Source organism: Streptomyces sp. NPDC059456, assembly GCF_042750055.1.
In the GTDB taxonomy this organism is placed as follows: Bacteria; Actinomycetota; Actinomycetes; order Streptomycetales; family Streptomycetaceae; genus Streptomyces.
Map to the genome: position 1 here is coordinate 30,205 of NZ_JBHYVA010000003.1, position 16,575 is coordinate 46,779.

At 74.4% G+C, this 16,575-nt stretch carries 14 protein-coding genes; 1 reads left to right on the forward strand and 13 read right to left on the reverse strand.

Annotated features, from left to right (window positions below):
* Positions 1–80: 80 nt before the first annotated feature.
* From ACFXA3_RS01015 to ACFXA3_RS01075, 13 genes are read right to left on the reverse strand one after another with little or no spacing between them, the layout of a single operon-like run.
* Positions 81–815: an SDR family NAD(P)-dependent oxidoreductase gene (locus ACFXA3_RS01015; protein ID WP_385180140.1), complete on the reverse strand. Its 735-nt coding sequence runs from the start codon at positions 813–815 to the stop codon at positions 81–83.
* Positions 815–1,438, reverse strand: a complete 624-nt coding sequence (locus ACFXA3_RS01020) for a class I SAM-dependent methyltransferase (RefSeq protein ID WP_385180143.1) — start codon at positions 1,436–1,438, stop codon at positions 815–817. The genes ACFXA3_RS01015 and ACFXA3_RS01020 overlap by 1 nt, the downstream gene beginning before the upstream one ends.
* Positions 1,435–2,568: an HAD-IIIC family phosphatase gene (locus ACFXA3_RS01025; RefSeq protein ID WP_385180144.1), complete on the reverse strand. Its 1,134-nt coding sequence runs from the start codon at positions 2,566–2,568 to the stop codon at positions 1,435–1,437. Before ACFXA3_RS01025 ends, ACFXA3_RS01020 begins: the two co-directional genes overlap by 4 nt.
* Complete coding sequence (locus tag ACFXA3_RS01030) at positions 2,555–3,739, reverse strand: acyl-CoA dehydrogenase family protein (RefSeq protein ID WP_385180147.1); 1,185 nt, start codon at positions 3,737–3,739, stop codon at positions 2,555–2,557. Before ACFXA3_RS01030 ends, ACFXA3_RS01025 begins: the two co-directional genes overlap by 14 nt.
* Positions 3,736–4,017 (reverse strand): acyl carrier protein, encoded by a 282-nt coding sequence (locus ACFXA3_RS01035; protein WP_385180149.1) that lies wholly within the window; start codon positions 4,015–4,017, stop codon positions 3,736–3,738. The genes ACFXA3_RS01030 and ACFXA3_RS01035 overlap by 4 nt, the downstream gene beginning before the upstream one ends.
* Positions 4,018–4,019: 2 nt before the next feature.
* On the reverse strand, positions 4,020–4,862 hold the full coding sequence (locus tag ACFXA3_RS01040; RefSeq protein ID WP_385180152.1) for a 3-hydroxyacyl-CoA dehydrogenase family protein: 843 nt from the start codon (positions 4,860–4,862) through the stop codon (positions 4,020–4,022).
* Positions 4,859–7,930, reverse strand: coding sequence for a type I polyketide synthase (locus tag ACFXA3_RS01045; RefSeq protein ID WP_385180155.1), 3,072 nt, complete (start codon positions 7,928–7,930; stop codon positions 4,859–4,861). The genes ACFXA3_RS01040 and ACFXA3_RS01045 overlap by 4 nt, the downstream gene beginning before the upstream one ends.
* On the reverse strand, positions 7,927–10,362 hold the full coding sequence (locus tag ACFXA3_RS01050) for a non-ribosomal peptide synthetase (protein WP_385180158.1): 2,436 nt from the start codon (positions 10,360–10,362) through the stop codon (positions 7,927–7,929). Before ACFXA3_RS01050 ends, ACFXA3_RS01045 begins: the two co-directional genes overlap by 4 nt.
* Positions 10,359–11,879 (reverse strand): FAD-dependent oxidoreductase, encoded by a 1,521-nt coding sequence (locus ACFXA3_RS01055; RefSeq protein ID WP_385180161.1) that lies wholly within the window; start codon positions 11,877–11,879, stop codon positions 10,359–10,361. The genes ACFXA3_RS01050 and ACFXA3_RS01055 overlap by 4 nt, the downstream gene beginning before the upstream one ends.
* Entirely contained in the window at positions 11,872–12,912 is a 1,041-nt protein-coding gene (locus ACFXA3_RS01060; RefSeq protein ID WP_385180164.1) for a phosphotransferase, read from the reverse strand. The genes ACFXA3_RS01055 and ACFXA3_RS01060 overlap by 8 nt, the downstream gene beginning before the upstream one ends.
* Complete coding sequence (locus ACFXA3_RS01065; protein ID WP_385180166.1) at positions 12,909–14,171, reverse strand: hypothetical protein; 1,263 nt, start codon at positions 14,169–14,171, stop codon at positions 12,909–12,911. The genes ACFXA3_RS01060 and ACFXA3_RS01065 overlap by 4 nt, the downstream gene beginning before the upstream one ends.
* On the reverse strand, positions 14,168–15,148 hold the full coding sequence (locus tag ACFXA3_RS01070) for a transketolase C-terminal domain-containing protein (RefSeq protein WP_385180168.1): 981 nt from the start codon (positions 15,146–15,148) through the stop codon (positions 14,168–14,170). Before ACFXA3_RS01070 ends, ACFXA3_RS01065 begins: the two co-directional genes overlap by 4 nt.
* The gene (locus ACFXA3_RS01075; RefSeq protein WP_385180171.1) at positions 15,145–15,960 is read right to left on the reverse strand and encodes a transketolase; all 816 of its coding nucleotides are present in this window, start codon (positions 15,958–15,960) and stop codon (positions 15,145–15,147) included. The genes ACFXA3_RS01070 and ACFXA3_RS01075 overlap by 4 nt, the downstream gene beginning before the upstream one ends.
* A 325-nt stretch (positions 15,961–16,285) precedes the next feature.
* On the opposite strand from ACFXA3_RS01075, the gene ACFXA3_RS01080 reads away from it, so the two are divergent.
* On the forward strand, positions 16,286–16,575 hold a 290-nt coding region (locus ACFXA3_RS01080), incomplete at its 3' end, for a Gfo/Idh/MocA family oxidoreductase (protein WP_385180173.1).

Genomic DNA, 16,575 nt, shown 5'->3' on the forward strand with positions numbered 1-16,575 from the left:
CCGGTACGGACGCGGGCGCGGCGCGCCGCGGCGGATCACCCGGGGACGCCCGGCCGTGGAAGCCCGGGAGCGGGCGGTTTTCAGAGGTATCCATAGCTGAGCCAGCCTCCGTCGACGACCAGCGTCTGGCCGTTGATGTAGTCGGCCTCCGGGGAGGCCAGGAAGAGCACCGGGCCGACGATGTCCTGCGGTCTGCCGCGCCGGCGGGCGGGGATCCGCCCCACGATGGCGTCCTCGGCGAGCGCGGCCGGGTGCGGGGTCTCGATGCGGATCATGCCGGGGGCCACCGCGTTGACGTTGACTCCGCGCGCCGCCCACTCGACGCCCAGGCTCCGGGTCAGCTGCAGGACCCCGCCCTTGCTCGCCCCGTACAGCGCCCGTTCGGGGAAGGCGGTGTAGGAGAGCAGGGAGCAGAAGTTGACGATCTTGCCGTGGCCCTGCTCCAGGAGCCGTCCGCCGAACACCTTGCAGGTGAGGAAGGTGCCGATGACGTTCGTGTCGAGCAGGTCGCGGGCGGCGTCCACGGAGAACCCGGTGGTCGGGCCGAGGTCGAACAGCCCAGCGGCGTTGACGAGCACGTCCACGCCGCCGAACGCCCGGTCGACCTGCTCGGCGCACCGTTCGACCTGCTGTTCGTCGGCGACGTCGGCCGGCAGCGCGAGGCCCTCGGCGCCGAGGGCCTCGATCTCTGCGGCCACCGACTCCACCTGGGCGGCGGTACGGGCCATCAGGGCGACGCGGGCGCCACGCTCGGCGAATCCGAGGGCGACGGCGCGTCCGATGCCCCGTCCGCCGCCCGTGACCACGACGCGCATCAGCGGGCCCGGAATTCGCCGAACCAGTGCAGCTGGTCGGGCTTGGCCTGGGTGGGGACGTTGCGGTAGACGTACAGCCCCACACAGGTGAACCGGTCGGAGCGGAAGGTGGCGAGGATCTCCTCGCTGGTGATGCGGCGCGGGCCGGTGCCCTCGACCATGTGGTCGGAGAAGGAGTTGAGCAGGAACAGACCGCCCGGCTTCAGCAGGCGGTGGACCTCGTCGGCGTACCGCTCCCGTGCGTCGTCGCGCATGTTGTGGAAGACGAACGAGTCGGTCACGACGTCGGCCGAGTGGTCGGGGAGCGGTACGTCGAGCACGTCGCCCTGTATGAACTCGGCTGACGCGCCGGCGAGTTCGGCCCACCGGCGGGCACGGGCCACCGCGTCGGGCGACAGGTCGACGCCGGTCACGTCGAGTCCCTGCACCGAGAGGAACACGGCGTCGACGCCCGGGCCGCTGCCCAGGTCGACGAGGCGCTGGCCGGGCTTGAGGGTGCCGTCGATGACGCGCTTGATGAGTTCGAGCCCCGGGGAGGCGTTGAACCAGGAGAGCTTGGCGAGCGGCTCCTGCGCGTACACCGAGGAGAAGGTGTCGGTCCAGGTCTGCGTGAAGGCGGTCATGCGATGGACTCCTGACTCGTGCCGCGCGGGGCGGCGGGGGTGTCTTCGACGACGAGGCGTACGTAGCCGGGCACGGCCGGGCCGCCCGCCTCGGGGAGGGAGAGGACGACCAGGTCGTCCGTGCGGGACTCGACGGTGAATCCCGCGAACCGGTAGGTGACGAGCATCTGCCGGTTGCGGTCGGTGGGCCGGAAATGGGCGACGGTGCCGGCGCCGTGCGCCGCGGCCAGTCCGGCGACGGCGGCGATGAGGCTGGTGCCGATGTTGCGGCCCATGACGCGGCACGACATCAGCAGCAGCCGGATCGTCCAGGGGGGCGCTGCGGCGCGCGGCTCGGCCCCGGCCGGCCCGGTCGTACCGGTGGCGACCACGGCGAGCCCGATGGTGCCGTACGTGCCGAAGCGGTCGTCGAGTTCGGCGACGAGCACACGGTGGCCCGGGTCCCGGATGAGTGACGACAGTTCGTCCTGGCCGAAGGTGATGCCGGTGGTGTTGAGCTGGTGGGTGCGCTGGGTCAGTTCGGCGGCGCGGGCGAGGTCCGCGGTGCTCGCCTCGCGCACGCGCAGCGTCATGTCGAGGGACTCCAGGAACTCCGCCGCCGGGCCGTCGAACGCCACCTCGTGGGTGCGGCGCCTGCTCTCGGCCAGGTACATCGCGCGGCGGCGCCGCGCGTCGTCGGTCACCCGCGCGGGCAGCACGGCGCCGGTCTCCACCAGGGCGTGCAGCTCCTGCCGGGTCATGCAGCGCACGCCGGGCAGTGCGCCGGCCACTTCGGCGCGCTCGAACTCGGAGTCGTCGACGAACAGCACGCTCTCGGGCGAGATGTTCAGCTCCTGGGCGACGGTGCGCAGGGAGGCCGACTTGGCCGACCAGCCGACCTGCGGGTACAGGAAGTACTCGTCGAGCCCGAAGGCGCGCAGCCGCTCGGTGACGGCGTCGGGTTCGTTGCGGCTGGCGACGGACTGGAGGATGCCGTGCTCGTCGAGGGTGCGGACCAGTTGCCGGTTGGCCTCGGGGACGCTGAGGTCGTCGCCCTCCAGGAGGGTCCCGTCCCACAGGGTGTCGTCGAGGTCCCAGACCACGCATTTGACCTGCGGGGCCGGCGGGGTGTGCGGCTCAGTGCTCTGCACGGTGGTCGTCCTCCTCCCTGTACGGCGCCGCAGGGGACGGGGCGCGGTCCGTGGTGTCGTGCCGGCCCCGCAGGAGGTCGGCGGCGATGATGTCCTGGAGTACTTCGGTGGGGCCCTCGATGACCTCGTGGACGCGCGCGGCGGCGTGCAGGCGGGCCAGCGGGTGGTCCTCGGTCTGCCCGGCCGCGCCCAGGAGGCGGGAGGCGGTCGCGGTGGCGGTGATCGCCGCCCGGCTGGCCAGCAGCTTGGCGCGGGCGGCGGTGACCGCTGCGGACGGCTCCCGGTCCTCGACCTCGTGGGCGGTCTGCCGTACGTAGCGGGCGGCGGCGTCGGTGGCGAGGGCGGCGTCGGCCAGCAGGCCCCGGACGAGTTGCCGGTCACCGAGGGTGGTGCCGCCGTGGGCGCGGGTGGCCGCGTGGTCGGCGGCCAGGCGCAGGGCGGCCTCGGCGACGCCCACGGCGCCGGCGGCGACGTACAGCCTGCCCAGCGTCAGGCAGGAGGTCACCACGAACGGGATGCCGATGCCGGGGCCGGCGACCGCGCGGGCCGTTGGTGCCGTGGCGCCGTCGAACGTGACGCGGGCGAGCCGGGCGGCGCGCAGCCCCGCGGTGACGGGTTCCACGGCGACGCTCACGCCCGCTCCGGCGTCCACCAGGGCGCAGCTGCCGCGCCCGTCCGTGCTGCCGAAGACCAGGTAGGCGTCGGCGATCTGGCCGAACGACAGCCAGCGTTTGGTGCCGTTGATCCGCAGCGTGTCGCCGTCCCGTTCGATCGTGGTGGTCAGGGCCCCGGTGTCGGCGCCGGCCTGCTGCTCGGTGAGGGCGAACGCGGCGAGCATCCGGCCGGTCGCCAGCTCGGGCAGCAGCGCGTCGCGCAGTTCGGCGGAACCCCAGCGGCGCACCGCGTGGCAGACCATGGCGTGGACGACGAGCAGGCTGTGCAGGCTGGGTGAGGCGGCGGCCACCAGGCGGTGCACGTCGGTGACGGCGGCCGGAGGTGCGCCGCTGCCCCGGTGGGCGGGGTCCACGGTGAGGCCGAGCAGGCCGAGGGCGGCCAGTTCGTCGATGGCCCCGCGCGGGACGGCTCCCGCGCGTTCCCAGGCGGTGGCGCCGGCGGTGAACGCGTCGTCGCGCAGGGCCGCCAGGAGGGCTTCGGGGACGGAGCCGGTCACGACGCGGCCAGCCGGCGGTTGACGAGCCCGGCCAGACCCCGGATGGAGTCGAAGTTGGCGAGTTCGAGATCCTCGTCGGCGATCTCGACGTCGAAGGTGCGCTCGACGAAGTCGACCATCTGGACGGCGGCCACGGAGTCGAGGACCCCGTCGGAGATCAGCGGCCGGTCGTCCTCGATGCCGGGGCGTCCGCTGAGCCGGCTGATGAACTGCCGTACGGTGGCGGTGACTTCCTCGGGGGTGTGCGGGCGTGGGGCGGCGGTCTGCGGAGCAGCCATGGTCAGTTCCCGTCGTAGGAGTAGAAGCCTCGGCCGCTCTTCGCGCCGAGCCGGCCCTGGTCGACCATCCGGCGCAGCGCCGGATGGGTGACGAACTCGTCGGTCCCGTAGTGCTCGTGCAGCACCTCCAGGGTGTGGACGACGGTGTCGATGCCGATGAGGTCCGCGGTGCGCAGCGGGCCCGATGTGTGGCCGAGGCAGCCCTTGAAGAGGTCGTCGACCTGGCTCGGGGTGGCGACGCCGTCCGCGACGACGGCGGCGGCGAGGTTGACGACCGGCATCAGGACGCGGTTGATCACGAAGCCGGGCGCGTCCCGGACGACGACGGCCTTCTTGCCCAGGCGCCGCAGCATCAGGTCGACGTCCCGCAGAGCGGCGTCGCAGGTGTCCTCGCCGCGGACGACCTCGACCATGTCGATCCGGTCGACCGGGTTCATGAAGTGGACGCCGACGACCCGTCCCGGGTCGGTGAGCCCTTCGGCGAGCCGGCCGATGGGGACCGCAGAGGTGTTGGCGGCGATGGTCGTCCCCGGGGCGAGGACCTTCTCCAGCTCCGGGTAGAGGGCCCGCTTCGCCCGCTCCGACTCGGTGGTGTTCTCCACGACGAACCCGACGTCCGCGAGGGCGGCGAGGTCGGTGGCGGGGCGGATGTCGAGCGTCGGGGCGCTCGTGCCGCCGAGGAGGGTGGCCAGGCGCTGGTGGCGGCGGACGGTGCGGCGGGCGGTGTCGAGCGCCGCGGGGTCGGAGTCGACGAGCGTCACCGTGTAGCCGGCCACCGCGGCGGCGTGGGCGACGCTGGATCCGATGACTCCGGCTCCGAGCACGCCGATGGTGGGTGGGGTCATGGCCTGCGGCTTTCGTTGTCGTCGAGGGGTTGTGGCCGGCGTTGCTCCGCGGCGGCCAGCCAGGCCTCCACCTCGCGCGTCATGCCGCCGAGGGTCGCGGAGGCGAAGACGATGGAGGGGGGCACGGCCGTACCGGTGAGTTCCTTCAGGCCCGCGATGAGGTGAACCCCCATCAGCGAGTCGCCGCCGAGGTGGAAGAAGTGGTCGTCGGGGTGGACCTCGCGCAGGCCGAGGAGGAGGCGGAAGCGCTCCGCGAGGTACCTGCCCACCGTCGAGGGCGGCTGCGGGCCGGCCGCCGGAGCCGGGCGGTGCTCCGGTCCGTTCTGCTCTTCCCCGGCCGCGGTCGCGGGCATGCCGGCCGCCGGTAGGGGCGCCGACGGCGCGAAGGGGTCGGCGGGCGGCGGTGTGTCGGGGAGGTACCGGCGCCGGACCAGGTTCCGGGGCGGCAGGGTGGTCCTGCGACCGGGTGCCGGGTGCAGGCGCTCCCAGTCGGCCTCGACGCCGTGGGTCCACAGCTCGCCGAGGGCCTCCAGCAGGACCTGCCGGTCGGGCACGTGCTCGTAGGACTGCCGGACGGTCCGTACGCAGACGGCGTCGGGGTCGCTCTGGCCGATCCACGGGCGTGCGGTGCCGGGGCCCACCTCGATCAGGACGCGGTGGCGGGCCAGGACCAGCCCGGCGGCGGCCTTGAACCGGACGCGGCCGACCATGTGGTCGCGCCAGTAGGCGGGGGTGGGCGTCTCCCCGTCGAGCCAGCGGCCCAGGACGCTGGAGGCGATCGGGATGCGCGCCGGGCCCAGCGGCACGTCGCGCATGTCCTCGCCCAGCAGGTCGGCGGCCCGGGTGAGCTGGGGGGTGTGGAAGGGGTGGGCGGTGTCGACGGGCAGGACGGTGAAGCCGTCGTCGCGCAGCCGGCCGGCGAGTGCGGTGACCGCGTCCGGGCGCCCGGAGAACACGCAGTGCCCGGGTCCGTTGTCGGCGGCGAGCCAGGTGTCGTCGTCGGCGTACTTCTCGACGTCCTCGGCGGGGGCGAGGACGCCGAGCATGGCGCCCTCCCCGGCCGTCACGACGAGGTCGGCCCGGCGGGCGACGGCCGCCATGGCGTCGTCGAGGCCGATGACGCCGGCCAGTACGGCGGCCACCCACTCCCCCAGGCTGTGGCCGAGGAGGGCGGCGGGCCGGATGCCGAGGTCGATGAGGGTGCGGGCCATGGCGTGTTCGAGGCAGAACAGCGACAGGTGGACCTCGCGCAGCGCGCGGACGGGAGGACGGGCGGCGCCGTCGCGGCGCAGCAGGGCCCGCAGGTCGACGCGGCCGCCGTCACCGGCGGGGCGCGGGACGGGGGCGGCGAAGGACCGGCCCACGGCTCCGTCCGTCAGTGCGTCCGCGATCTCGACGGCGGCCCGCAGGTGGCTCGCGAACACCGGGTCGGTGGCGGCGAGGCCGGCTCCCATGCCCGGGTAGTGGCTGCCGATGCCCGGCAGGACGAAGACGACCTCGGGCGGTTCGGACGGGGCCCGGCCGTGCTGTACGCGCAAGCGGTCGGCGTCGAAGGCCGCCCGCGTGCCGCCTTGGGGGGTGACGACGGCGTAGCCGCGGTGCGGGTGGCGGTGGCGTGCGGTCTGGGTGGTCCAGGCGGTGTCGGCCGCACGCGCCGGGTGCCCGTCGAGGTGGTCGCGCAGGGCGTCGAGGTCGGCGGTCAGCGCGTCGGGGTGGTGGCTGGAGACCAGCAGCAATTGCGCGCCGTCCGTGCCCTGTCCGTGCTCCTGGGGCCGGGGCGGGGCCTCTTCGAGGACGACGTGGCAGTTCGTCCCGCCGAGGCCGAAGGCGCTGACTCCGGCGCGCCGGGGGCGACCCTCGGCAGGTGGCCAGTCGAGGGCTTCACCGAGCGGGTGCAGCGGGCCACCCGTACGGGCGAGGTCGGAGGGCAACCGGTCGAAGTGCGGGGTGGCGACGAGCCGTCCGTGCCGCAGAGACAGCACGGCCTTGACGAGTCCGGCGAGCCCCGCGGCCTCCCGGAGGTGGCCGAGGCCGCCCTTGGCGGCGCCCACGCGGACGGGGTGGTCCACGTCGGCGAAGACCTCGCCGAGGGCGCTCCACTCGGTGGCGTCGCCGATGCGGGTGCCGCTGCCGTGCGCCTCGACGTAGTCGATGTCCTCCGGCCGGAGACCGGCGACGTGCAGGGCGGCCCGGATGACCTCGGCCTGTGCCGCGGCGTCGACGCCGGCGAAGCCGGATTTGCCGGAGCCGTCGTTGTTCATGGCGGTGCCGCGGACGACCGCCCAGATGTCGTCGCCGTCGCGCACCGCGTCGGCGAGGCGCTTGAGGACCACGGCGCCGGCGCCGTCGCCCGGGACGGAGCCGCCGGCCGCACGGTCGAAGGGGCGGCACAGGCCGTCCGGCGATCCGATGCCGCCGAGCGGCGCGTCGTATCCGCCCGGGGCCGGCACCCGCACGGCGGCGACGCCGGCGACGGCGAGGTCGCTGCCGTGGGCGAGGAGGTCCTGCACGGCGAGGTGGACGGCGGTGAGCGCGGTGGAGCAGGCGGACTGGACGGTCACGGCGGCGCCGTGCAGGCCGAGCCGGTAGGCGACGCGGGTGGCGGCGTAGTCACCGCGGTTGGTGACCTCCAGGGCTTGGGCGTCGACGCCGGGCTGCCCGGCGAGGGCGGTGCCCACCCAGCGTTCGTAGTCGTTGTGGCCGACACCGGCGTAGATGCTGACGGCCGGGGTGCGGACGCGGTCGACGTTGGCGGCCTCCAGCGCCTCGTCGGCGGCCTCCAGGAGCAGCCGGTGCTGCGGATCGAGGAGCAGGGCCTCGGAGGGGGCGATGCCGAAGCGTGCCGGGTCGAAGTGGGCGGGCCGGGGGACGGAGCCGTAGGCCGGGACGAACGTGCCGGGCTTCTGCGTGCGCCGGGTGACGGCGTCCTCGCCCGCCGCGAGGATCTCCCAGTAGCGGTCGAGGCTGTCGCAGCCGGGCAGGCGGACGGCCATGCCGATGACGGCCACGGCGTACTCGTCGTCCGCGGCAGCGGCCGGGGCCTGGTGGCCGGGCAGGGGGGCGCTCACCTGGGTTCGCCTCCTTCGGACGGACGGGTGCGGGGGGCTGGGACGGTGCCGGCGCGCCGCGGCGGGCGCCGGCGTTCGGCGGGGCGGCGGGCGGCGACGGAGCCGGTCGCCTCGCCGAGGAGCCGGGCGAGGCCGCGCGGGGTGCGGGCGGCGAGGACGTCGGCGAGGGCGATCGCTGCGCCGCTGGCCGACTCCAGCGCGCCGCGCAGCATCATCAGGCGCAGGGAGTCGCCGCCCAGGGCGAAGAAGTCGTCGTCGATGCCCACGGTGTCGAGGCCGAGGACGCGTGCCACGAGGACGGCGGCGCGCTCCTGGTCGGCGGTGGCGGGCGGGGTGCAGGGCACGTCGAGGTCGGGGCGGGTGCGCGGTGACACGCGCAGTGCGCCCCGGTCGACCTTGCCGCTGCCGAGCAACGGCAAGGCGGGGACCGAGGCCAGGTGCGCGGGCACCATGAAGTCCGGGAGCCGGGCGGCGAGGTGCTCGCGCAGCCGCTGGGGCGGGACCTCGTCGTGCTCGGGCACGACGTAGGCCGCGAGGACGGCGCCCTGGTCGGGGTCAGGGATGCCGACGACGGCCGCGTCGGCGACGCCCGCGTGCGTGCGCAGCACGGTCTCCACCTCGGCGGGCTCCACCCGCTGTCCGCGGACCTTGACCTGGTCGTCGACGCGTCCGAGGTACTCGATCTGGCCGTCGGGCAGGTGGCGGGCGAGGTCGCCGGTGCGGAAGAGGACCTCGGGGCCGGTGGGGTCGATCCGGTTGGGGCGGAAGCGCTCGGCGGTCAGGTCCGGGCGGCCGAGGTAGCCGTCGGCCAGCCCGGGTCCGCCGGTGTGGATCTCGCCGACGACGCCGGGCGGCACCAGCCGGCCCGCCGGGTCGCAGAGGTAGGTCCGCATGTCGAGCGGGACGCCGACGACGGTCCCGACCGCGCCCTCGGGCCGGGGGGCGGTGAGCGGTCCGGTGCGGTGGCACACGTAGTCCGCCTCACTGAGGGTGTACGTGTTGTGGACCTCGAAGCCGAGGCCGCGCAGCTCGTCCTCCAGGTCCTGCCCGAGGGCCTCGCCGCCGACGAAGACGTGGCGCAGTGCGGGCGCGGTGCGGAACGCGGGCTGGGTGAGCAGCAGCCGCAGCATGGACGGCACGAAGCTGACCGTGGTGATGCGCTGGTCGTGGATGAGTTCCGCGAGGTGACGGTCGTCGCGGTCCTTGCCGGGGGCGGCCAGCACCGCCGTGCCGCCGGTCGCCAGCGGCCAGACGAACTCCCGGAAGCTGATGGCCGACTTCAGCAGGTGCCGGTCGTCCGGGCCCATGCCGTACATCCCCTGCTCCAGCCGGATGCGCGAGGTGTGCATGCGGTGCGGGCGGACGACGCCCTTGGGGGTGCCGGTGCTGCCGGAGGTGAACAGGACGTAGGCGGTGGTGTCGGGGCGGGCCCGGTCGTCGGGGGGCGCGGGCGGGCCGTCGGCCGCGCCGGGGTCCGGTGCGCCGTCGAGGAACGCCGCGGCATCGAGGGCCCGGTGCGCGACGGCCCGGTGACCGGTCGCGGTGGTCAGCGTGATCGCGGGCGCGGTGACGCGCAGGAGCTCCTCGGCCCGCAGGTCCGGCAGGTGCGGGTCGAGGTGGACGAAGCCGGACCCGGCCTTCCAGATGCCGAGGACGGCGGTGAAGAGCGCGAGGTCCCGGTCGCCGGTGAGGACGACGAGGTCACCGGGCCCGGCGAGGTGCGGGCGCAGCCGGCGGGCGAACCGGTCGGAGGCGGCGTCGAGTTCGCCGTACGTCAGCTCGGCGGCGCCGTCCCGCAGGGCGATCGCGTCGGGGGTGCGGGCGGCCTGCTCGCGGACCATGCGGTGCAGGGTGGTGTCCGCGTGCGGGGTGGGTGGTGCGTTCCAGGTGTCCAGCAGCAGTTCGCGCTCGTCCGGCAGGAGCAGGTCGACGGCTCCCGCCGTGGTCGAGGGCTCCCGCGCCGTGCGGTCGGCGAGCAGGGCCAGGTGCCGGGCCAGGTGTTGCGCGGTGGTGGCGTCCACGAGGGCTTCGTCGTAGGCGAGGTGGAGGGCCGGGCCCTCGGCGGCGGCGGTCCAGACGGGTCGTCCGAGAGCGGGCGGCTCGGTGTCCGGACGGGCGGGGAGCACCGCCGCGTACGGTGCGCCGTCGAACGGCAGGGCGGCGTCGACGGCGCGGGTGGCGGCAATGAGCTGTGCCAGGGTGGCGCTCTCCTGGTCCTCGGCGGGGAGGTAGCACAGCGGTGTCGCGCCGGTGGCGCCGAAGACGTCCCAGCCGGTTCCGTAGCGGTGGAGCAGCAGATGGGTCAGCGCGGCGAGCGCCAGGTGGCCTCCGGGCGCGTCGAGCAGGGCCGCCGCGGGCGCGGACAGGGGGGTGGTGCAGTGCGCCGGGCGGGCCGGGGTGGCGGTGCGCACGCGGTGCGGCAGGACGATCATCGGGGTCCCCCGCTCGCGGCCGGGGTCATGGCCGTGGCCGTGCCGGCCGCAGGTGGTGTGGCGGCCCGGCGCTGCAGGACGGAGCGGGCCGCGGCCATGCCGGTGGCGGCGCCGTACGTGATGCCGATGATCTTCGAGGAGCTGTCGCCGACGAAGTACAGGCCGGGGACGGAGGACTCCAGGTCTCCGGAGAGGTCCAGGTCGGGGAAGAGGCGTTCGACGACGGGCGCCGCGACCGTGGCCGTGCCGGGAACGAGCCCCGGGTGGAGGGTGTTGAGGCGGTCGACCATGGCGAGGACGTCGCGGACGGTGGAGGCGGGCAGGCAGTCGCGCAGGTCGCCGTGGTGGTAGCTGATGAGGCTGGTGGCGAGCGGTCCGTCCGGGGCGGGGCGTCCTGCCAGCTCGTCGACGGTGCTGACGACGGGCCGGCCGGAGCCGTGGGCGGCGACGCGCCGGGCGAAGGCGGCGGCGTGTTCGGTGCCGTCGGTTCCTTCGGGCAGGTCGACGGTGGTGAGGATGCCGAGGTTCGACTTGGTCGTGGGCTGGTTCAGGCAGTGCTGCCCGTCGAGTGCGACGGCGTCGAGGAAGCCGTACTGCATGACGCGACCGCCTTCGCACACGCAGAACGTCCGGACCGAGTGGCCCTCTTCGTTGAGGAACGACAGTTTGGGGTTGTGGCAGCCGTCCAGAAGGGGTGCGAGGTCCTCGCGGGCCGCCTCAAGCCGCACGCCCAGGTCGACGCGGCTGCTGGGCCGGTGGCGTACGCCGATCCGTCCGACGAGGTCGCGCACCCAGGGAAGGCCGAGCTTGCCGACGCCGACGATGACGTCGTCGGCGCGGAACACGGCGGGCCCGTCGGGGGTGTCGGCGCGGACGTGGAAGCCGCCCCCGGTCAGCGGCTCGACATCGGTGGCCCGGTGGCGCAGCAGGACGCTGCCGCCGCCGTGTTCCAGTTCGGCCTTGAGCCGGGCGATGACGACGAGGGAGTCGTCCACGGTGACGCTCTGCGAGTACGCCGTGTCGACGTGCTGGAAGACGGTGCCGTCGCCGAGGAGGGCGCCGTCGGCCTCGTGCGCCGGTCCGGCGGGCGGCAGGCCCAGCTCGTAGAGGATGCGGTACGCCTCGGAGATGAGGTCCTGGGCACGGGCGAAGGAGCCGAGGGCGCGCTCCAGGCCGCTGTAGGAGCGGACCGTCCCGTCGGGCGCCGTCTCGATCTTGGAGCGGGTGAGCGAGGAGATGTAGCCGAGGTTGGTGTCGAAGTGGAACGCCGCTCCGCCGAGTCCGGTGAGGCAGGTGCAGCGCGCGCACTGCAGGCGGAACTTCTCCGCGTCGCGGACCGTGCGCCCCTTCATGCGGGCCACGAGCCGGGGGCACAGGCTCTCGGTCATGTCGCCGCCCGCTTCGAGGAGGACGACGCGCCGGCCCGCCCGGACCAGGGTGAGCGCGGCGAACAGTCCGGCGGGGCCGCCGCCGATGACGACGGTGTCCGCGGGCGTGATGCGGGTCTGCTCAGACATGGCTGCTCCCGTGGTCCGCAGGGCGCTGCTCCAGGTAGCGCTCGACGAAGGTGCGGTAGAAGAGCCCGCTGGTGTCGCGGCCTTCGGCCTCGATGCGCTCGATGAGCCACTGGCAGGTGAAGGGCAGCAGGTCGAGGACGCGGCCGGGGTGCTGTCCGGTGAGCACGGCGTAGTGGTCCAGTCCCTGCTGCAGGACGGACCGGAACCAGTGGTCGGAGGCGAAGACCTGGTCGTAGAGCCAGTCGAAGCCGTGTTCCGGGTAGTCCGGGAAGACCGGCAGGGCCGTCGTGACGAGCAGGTTCACGACGTCCATGGCGGCGATGCCGGTGGCACGGTAGTCCTCGAAGTCCAGCACCCGGGCGGAGCCGTCGCGGGCGTCGTAGCGCACGTTCCACGGACCCAGGTCGCCGTGGGTGGGCGCGAGCAGGGCAGTGCGCAGCGCCTCGTCGGCGTGCGGGACGCCGAACTCGGGTTCGCGGACGTACGCGGCGGCCGTCTCAAGGGCCTGGTCCGGGGTGGTGGCCGGGCCGGACGTTCCTGGGGACAGGTGCAGTTCGGCCACCCGTTCGACGGCGGGGCGCAGCACCTGCCACAGGGCGCCGGGCCCGTCGGTGCCCGCGACGGCGGTGGGCAGGTCGACGCCGGGCAGGTGGGTCATGGTGAACCCGCCGCACAGGGCGTCCAGCGGTACGGGGCTGCCCAGGGGGGCGGGGGCGGGGAAGCCGCGCAGGATCTCCAGCTCCCGGGCGAGTTTGGGATCGGTGACGGACAGCGGGACCTTGGCGACGGCGACGGGCGCGCCGTCGATGTCGAGCCGGACGAAGGTGCGGCGGCGGACCTTGCGGGCGCCGGCCGGTGTCCAGGTGGTCGAGCGCACGCGGTCGGGACCGGGCTCGGGGGTGCCGGTGCGTTCCAGGTGGGCGGCGAGCATCAGCCGGGCCACCTCGTCGGTGTCGACGCTGCGTTCGGTCAGGTCGGCGAGGTCCGCGGGGGCGCCGGAGGCGGGCGGGGGCGGGACGGGGGTGCGGGTCATGCGGTGCTCCCGGCGGTGGCGGGGGTGAGGTCGACGAGGTCCAGGAGTTCCGCCAGTGCGGGTCCGCCGAGCAGGGCGCCGAGTTCGTCGACGGCGGCGTCGCGTTCCTCGTCCGTCAGCTCCTGGTAGGCGGTCAGGCGCGTGTCCAGGTGGTCGGCGAGTCGGCGGTAGCCGGACTCGTCCGTGAGCAGCTCGCGGGTGAGCCGGTCGAGGGCCTTGGTGCCCTCCAGGTCGTCCTCGGGGACGATGAACCTGCTGCCGAGGTCGGTGAGGCTGGCCGCGATGTCGCCCGCGACGGTGCCGCGCAGGGCCCGCAGGTTGGCGATGTGTCCGTAGTGCTGCTCGGGGAGCAGCAGCGGGAGCCGGCGCAAGATGACGGACTCGTGCAGCGAGGTGAGGCTCGGCGGGACGGCGTAGAGCGGAGCGTGGGCGAGCTGGCGCAGGAACTCCGTCTGGGGCAGGAAGGCGTACTCGACCTCGACGTCGCCGTGGGTCTCGGTGACGCCCCGGCGGAACGCTCCGCCGCAGACCAGGATGCGGCCGAGTTCCGGCCGGGCCACGGCCAGTTCGGAAACCCAGCGGCGCACGAGGTCGAGGTAGGCGTTGTGGGACTCGTAGTCCAGGAAGAAGTTCTGGAAGCCACCGAGGTTGATCAGCAGGCCGGCGGGCCGCTCCGGGGGCGGTTCGGTGAGGGCGCCTTCCAGGGCGCCCCGGTCGACGATGGGACCGCACAGCTCGATGTGGTCGGCGCCCGTCGCGGCCAGAGCGGCGATGCGCGCGGGGACTCCGGGGAAGTTCTGCGCGTAGGACCGGCGGGCGAGGAGGTGCGCCAGCAGGATGCGCTCGTGCGGGGCGAGGGTGTCGAAGACGTAGCGGGCGGTGTCGTGGTCGGCCCAGCGCACGAGCTGTGCGCGCGCCGCCAGCTCCTCGAAGCTGCGGTCGGTCAGCCAGAAGCCGAGGAGGCTGTCGAAGAAGAGCACGGGGCGACCGGCGCGCACCGCCCGGAAGACGAGCTCGGCGTCCATGACGCTGACCACGAGGTCGGCGTCGGCGAGGTCCTGTGCGAGGTCCTCGTGCCGGCTGGTGTCGCCTTCGGTGATGCGGTGGAAGCGGTGGCTGTGGCGCCGGGCGAAGTCGAGTGCGACGCCCTGGCCGACGAAGTCGACGCGGCTGCCGGCGAGCAGGGGGGTGATGGCGACCAGCTTGGAGACGGGCCCGAACCCGCAGGCCTGGGCGCTGGAGAGGATCCTCATCGTCACGCTTTCCTCGTGTTCCTGGTGAACCGGCCGAGCACGGCGGACCGGATGCCGCGGCTGTCCACGCCGTAGAAGTGGAGAAGGTCTTCGTGGGAGGCGACCGGCGGGTAACGGTGGTCGGTCTCCAGGCGCACCAACGGGGGGCCGTCGCGGCCGAGGGTCAGTGCGGTGCGGTCCCCCAGGCCGCCGGGGCCCAGGGACTCCGCGGCGGTGACGACGAGCGCCCGACGGCGGGTCAGGGCGCGGACGGCGTCCCCGGGGAAGGGGTGCAGGGTGGTCACGGAGGCCACGGCGGCGTCCACCCCGTCGGCGGCGAGGGCGTCGGCCGCGGCGAGGGCCTCGGCCACGCAGCGGCCGGTGGCGAGCAGCAGGACGTCGTCGCCGTCGCGCAGCAGCCGGGGGGCGCCCGGGTCTCCGACGGACGCCGCGACGGGCAGCGGCGGGTCCTGGCGCGCGGAGAGCCGTACGTACGCGGGACCGCCGGACGACAGCACGCTGCGCAGGACCGACACGGCGTCGGCGGCGTCGGCGGGGCAGTGCACGCTCATGTGGGGCAGCGCCGACATGAGCGTGATGTCGTCGGTGGCGTGGTGGGTGGGGCCGAGGGGGCCGTAGCCGAGTCCCCCGCCGACGCCGAGCAGGACGACGGGCAGTGCGGGCACGCACACGTCGAGGCGCAGCTGTTCGTAGGCGCGGCGGACGAGGAACGGGGCCATGGCGGCGGCTACGGGGCGCAGTCCGCTGCGGGCGAGTCCGGCGGCGACTCCGACGAGGTTGGCCTCGGCGATGCCGACGTCGACGTACCGGCGCGGGTGGCGGGCCATGACGCCCTGGAACAGGGCCTGTCCGTCGGCGCCCAGGGTGATCAGGGCGGGGTCCGCGTCGACCGCATCGGCGAGTGCGGCGGCGAGTGCGGTGCGCATGGTGGGCGGTGGGGTGGTCGGTGTGGTGGGCGGTGTGGTGAGCGGTGTGGTGGTCACGGCCGGCCACCTCGCGCGGCCGCCAGGGCGGGGACGGCGGGTGCACCGAGGCCGGCGAGGGCCGTCCGGAGCTGTTCCGCGTCCAACGAGCCCATGTGCCAGGCGGGATCGCCCTCGGCGAAGGGAACGCCCTTGCCCTTGACGGTGTGCGCGATCAGTACCGCGGGGCCGTCGCCGGACCGGAGTCCGGCCAGGGCGTCGGTGACCGCGGCCGTGTCGTGCCCGTCGGCCTCGGCGACGCGCCAGCCGAAGGCCCGCCACTTGTCGGCGAGCGGTTCGAGTGCGTTCACGTTCTCGGTGTCCCCCTCCTGCTGGAGCCGGTTGCGGTCCACGACGGCGACGAGGTTGCCGAGGCGGTGGTGCGCGGCGAACTGCGCGGCCTCCCAGTTGCTTCCCTCGTCGAGCTCGCCGTCGCCGGTCACGACGACGACCCGCTGGTCACGGCCGGCCAGCCGTGCGCCGAGGGCCATGCCGCAGCCGAGGGACAGTCCGTGGCCGAGGGCACCGGTCGCGGCCTCGATGCCGGGCACGGCGTCGGAGGGGTGGCCGGGCAGGGTGGCCAGGTCGGCTTCGATGACGCCGAGTTCGGCGAGGACCGCGTACAGACCGTAGGCACCGTGGCCCTTGCTGAGGACGAGCAGGTCCCGGTCGGGCCAGTCGGGCCGGTCCGGGCGGTAGCGCAGCCCTCGGGTGTAGAGGACGGCGAGCAGGTCGGTCATGGACAGTGCGGCGCCGAGGTGGACCGCCTTGCGTGCGGCCAATTCGACAACCCGCTGCCGGGCACGCCGGGCCAGTTCGTCCGGGTGGAGCACGACGTCCTCCGGTCTGCCGCGACGGGGCGGCTCGTGGGTCGGGTGCGTATCAGCCGGCGGGGATCCGCTGAAGGAGCTCCTGGGGCGGACCGCGAGGCGGCGCCCCGACGCCGGGCGAGGCAGAGTCAAGCCGCTTCACAGCCACCTGTCAACTTCAGTCACTAATCGAGTCACTAACTTCCGCCATGAATGATCGAGAGAAAGCATGCGCGCATTGACATTCGCAAGTCCCGTGACATTGACTGAAGTCGAGAGCCCGCCGCGCTCATTTCCCTTCGTTCGCGCTGCCGTCGGGCGGGCAACCGCGAGACCCGAGGAGTTCTCCGTGAAACCCCTTGTCCATGCCGTGGTGGGCTGCGGTCGCGTAGCCCCCAACCACGTCGACGGATTTTCCGCACTGCCGGACGCCGAACTGCGCTGGGCCTGCGACCGCGACCCGTCCCGGGCGCGCGCCCTGGCCCGGGAGTACGGCATCCCGCGGGTGACCTCGGACGTGCGCGAGGTCTTGGCGGACCCCGTGGTCGGGCGCCCGGGCCGCCCCCGCGCCCCCCCCCCGCCCCCCACACAGAGGCGCCCCCCGCCCCAGGGCGCGCCGACAGCAGATGTCTGTGACAC

Coding starts and splice junctions, on each gene's coding strand:
- ACFXA3_RS01015 (WP_385180140.1), bottom strand. CDS start 815: ATGCGCGTCGTGGTCACGGGCGGCGGACGGGGCATCGGACGCGCCGTC.
- ACFXA3_RS01020 (WP_385180143.1), bottom strand. CDS start 1,438: ATGACCGCCTTCACGCAGACCTGGACCGACACCTTCTCCTCGGTGTAC.
- ACFXA3_RS01035 (WP_385180149.1), bottom strand. CDS start 4,017: ATGGCTGCTCCGCAGACCGCCGCCCCACGCCCGCACACCCCCGAGGAA.
- ACFXA3_RS01040 (WP_385180152.1), bottom strand. CDS start 4,862: ATGACCCCACCCACCATCGGCGTGCTCGGAGCCGGAGTCATCGGATCC.
- ACFXA3_RS01050 (WP_385180158.1), bottom strand. CDS start 10,362: ATGATCGTCCTGCCGCACCGCGTGCGCACCGCCACCCCGGCCCGCCCG.
- ACFXA3_RS01055 (WP_385180161.1), bottom strand. CDS start 11,879: ATGTCTGAGCAGACCCGCATCACGCCCGCGGACACCGTCGTCATCGGC.
- ACFXA3_RS01060 (WP_385180164.1), bottom strand. CDS start 12,912: ATGACCCGCACCCCCGTCCCGCCCCCGCCCGCCTCCGGCGCCCCCGCG.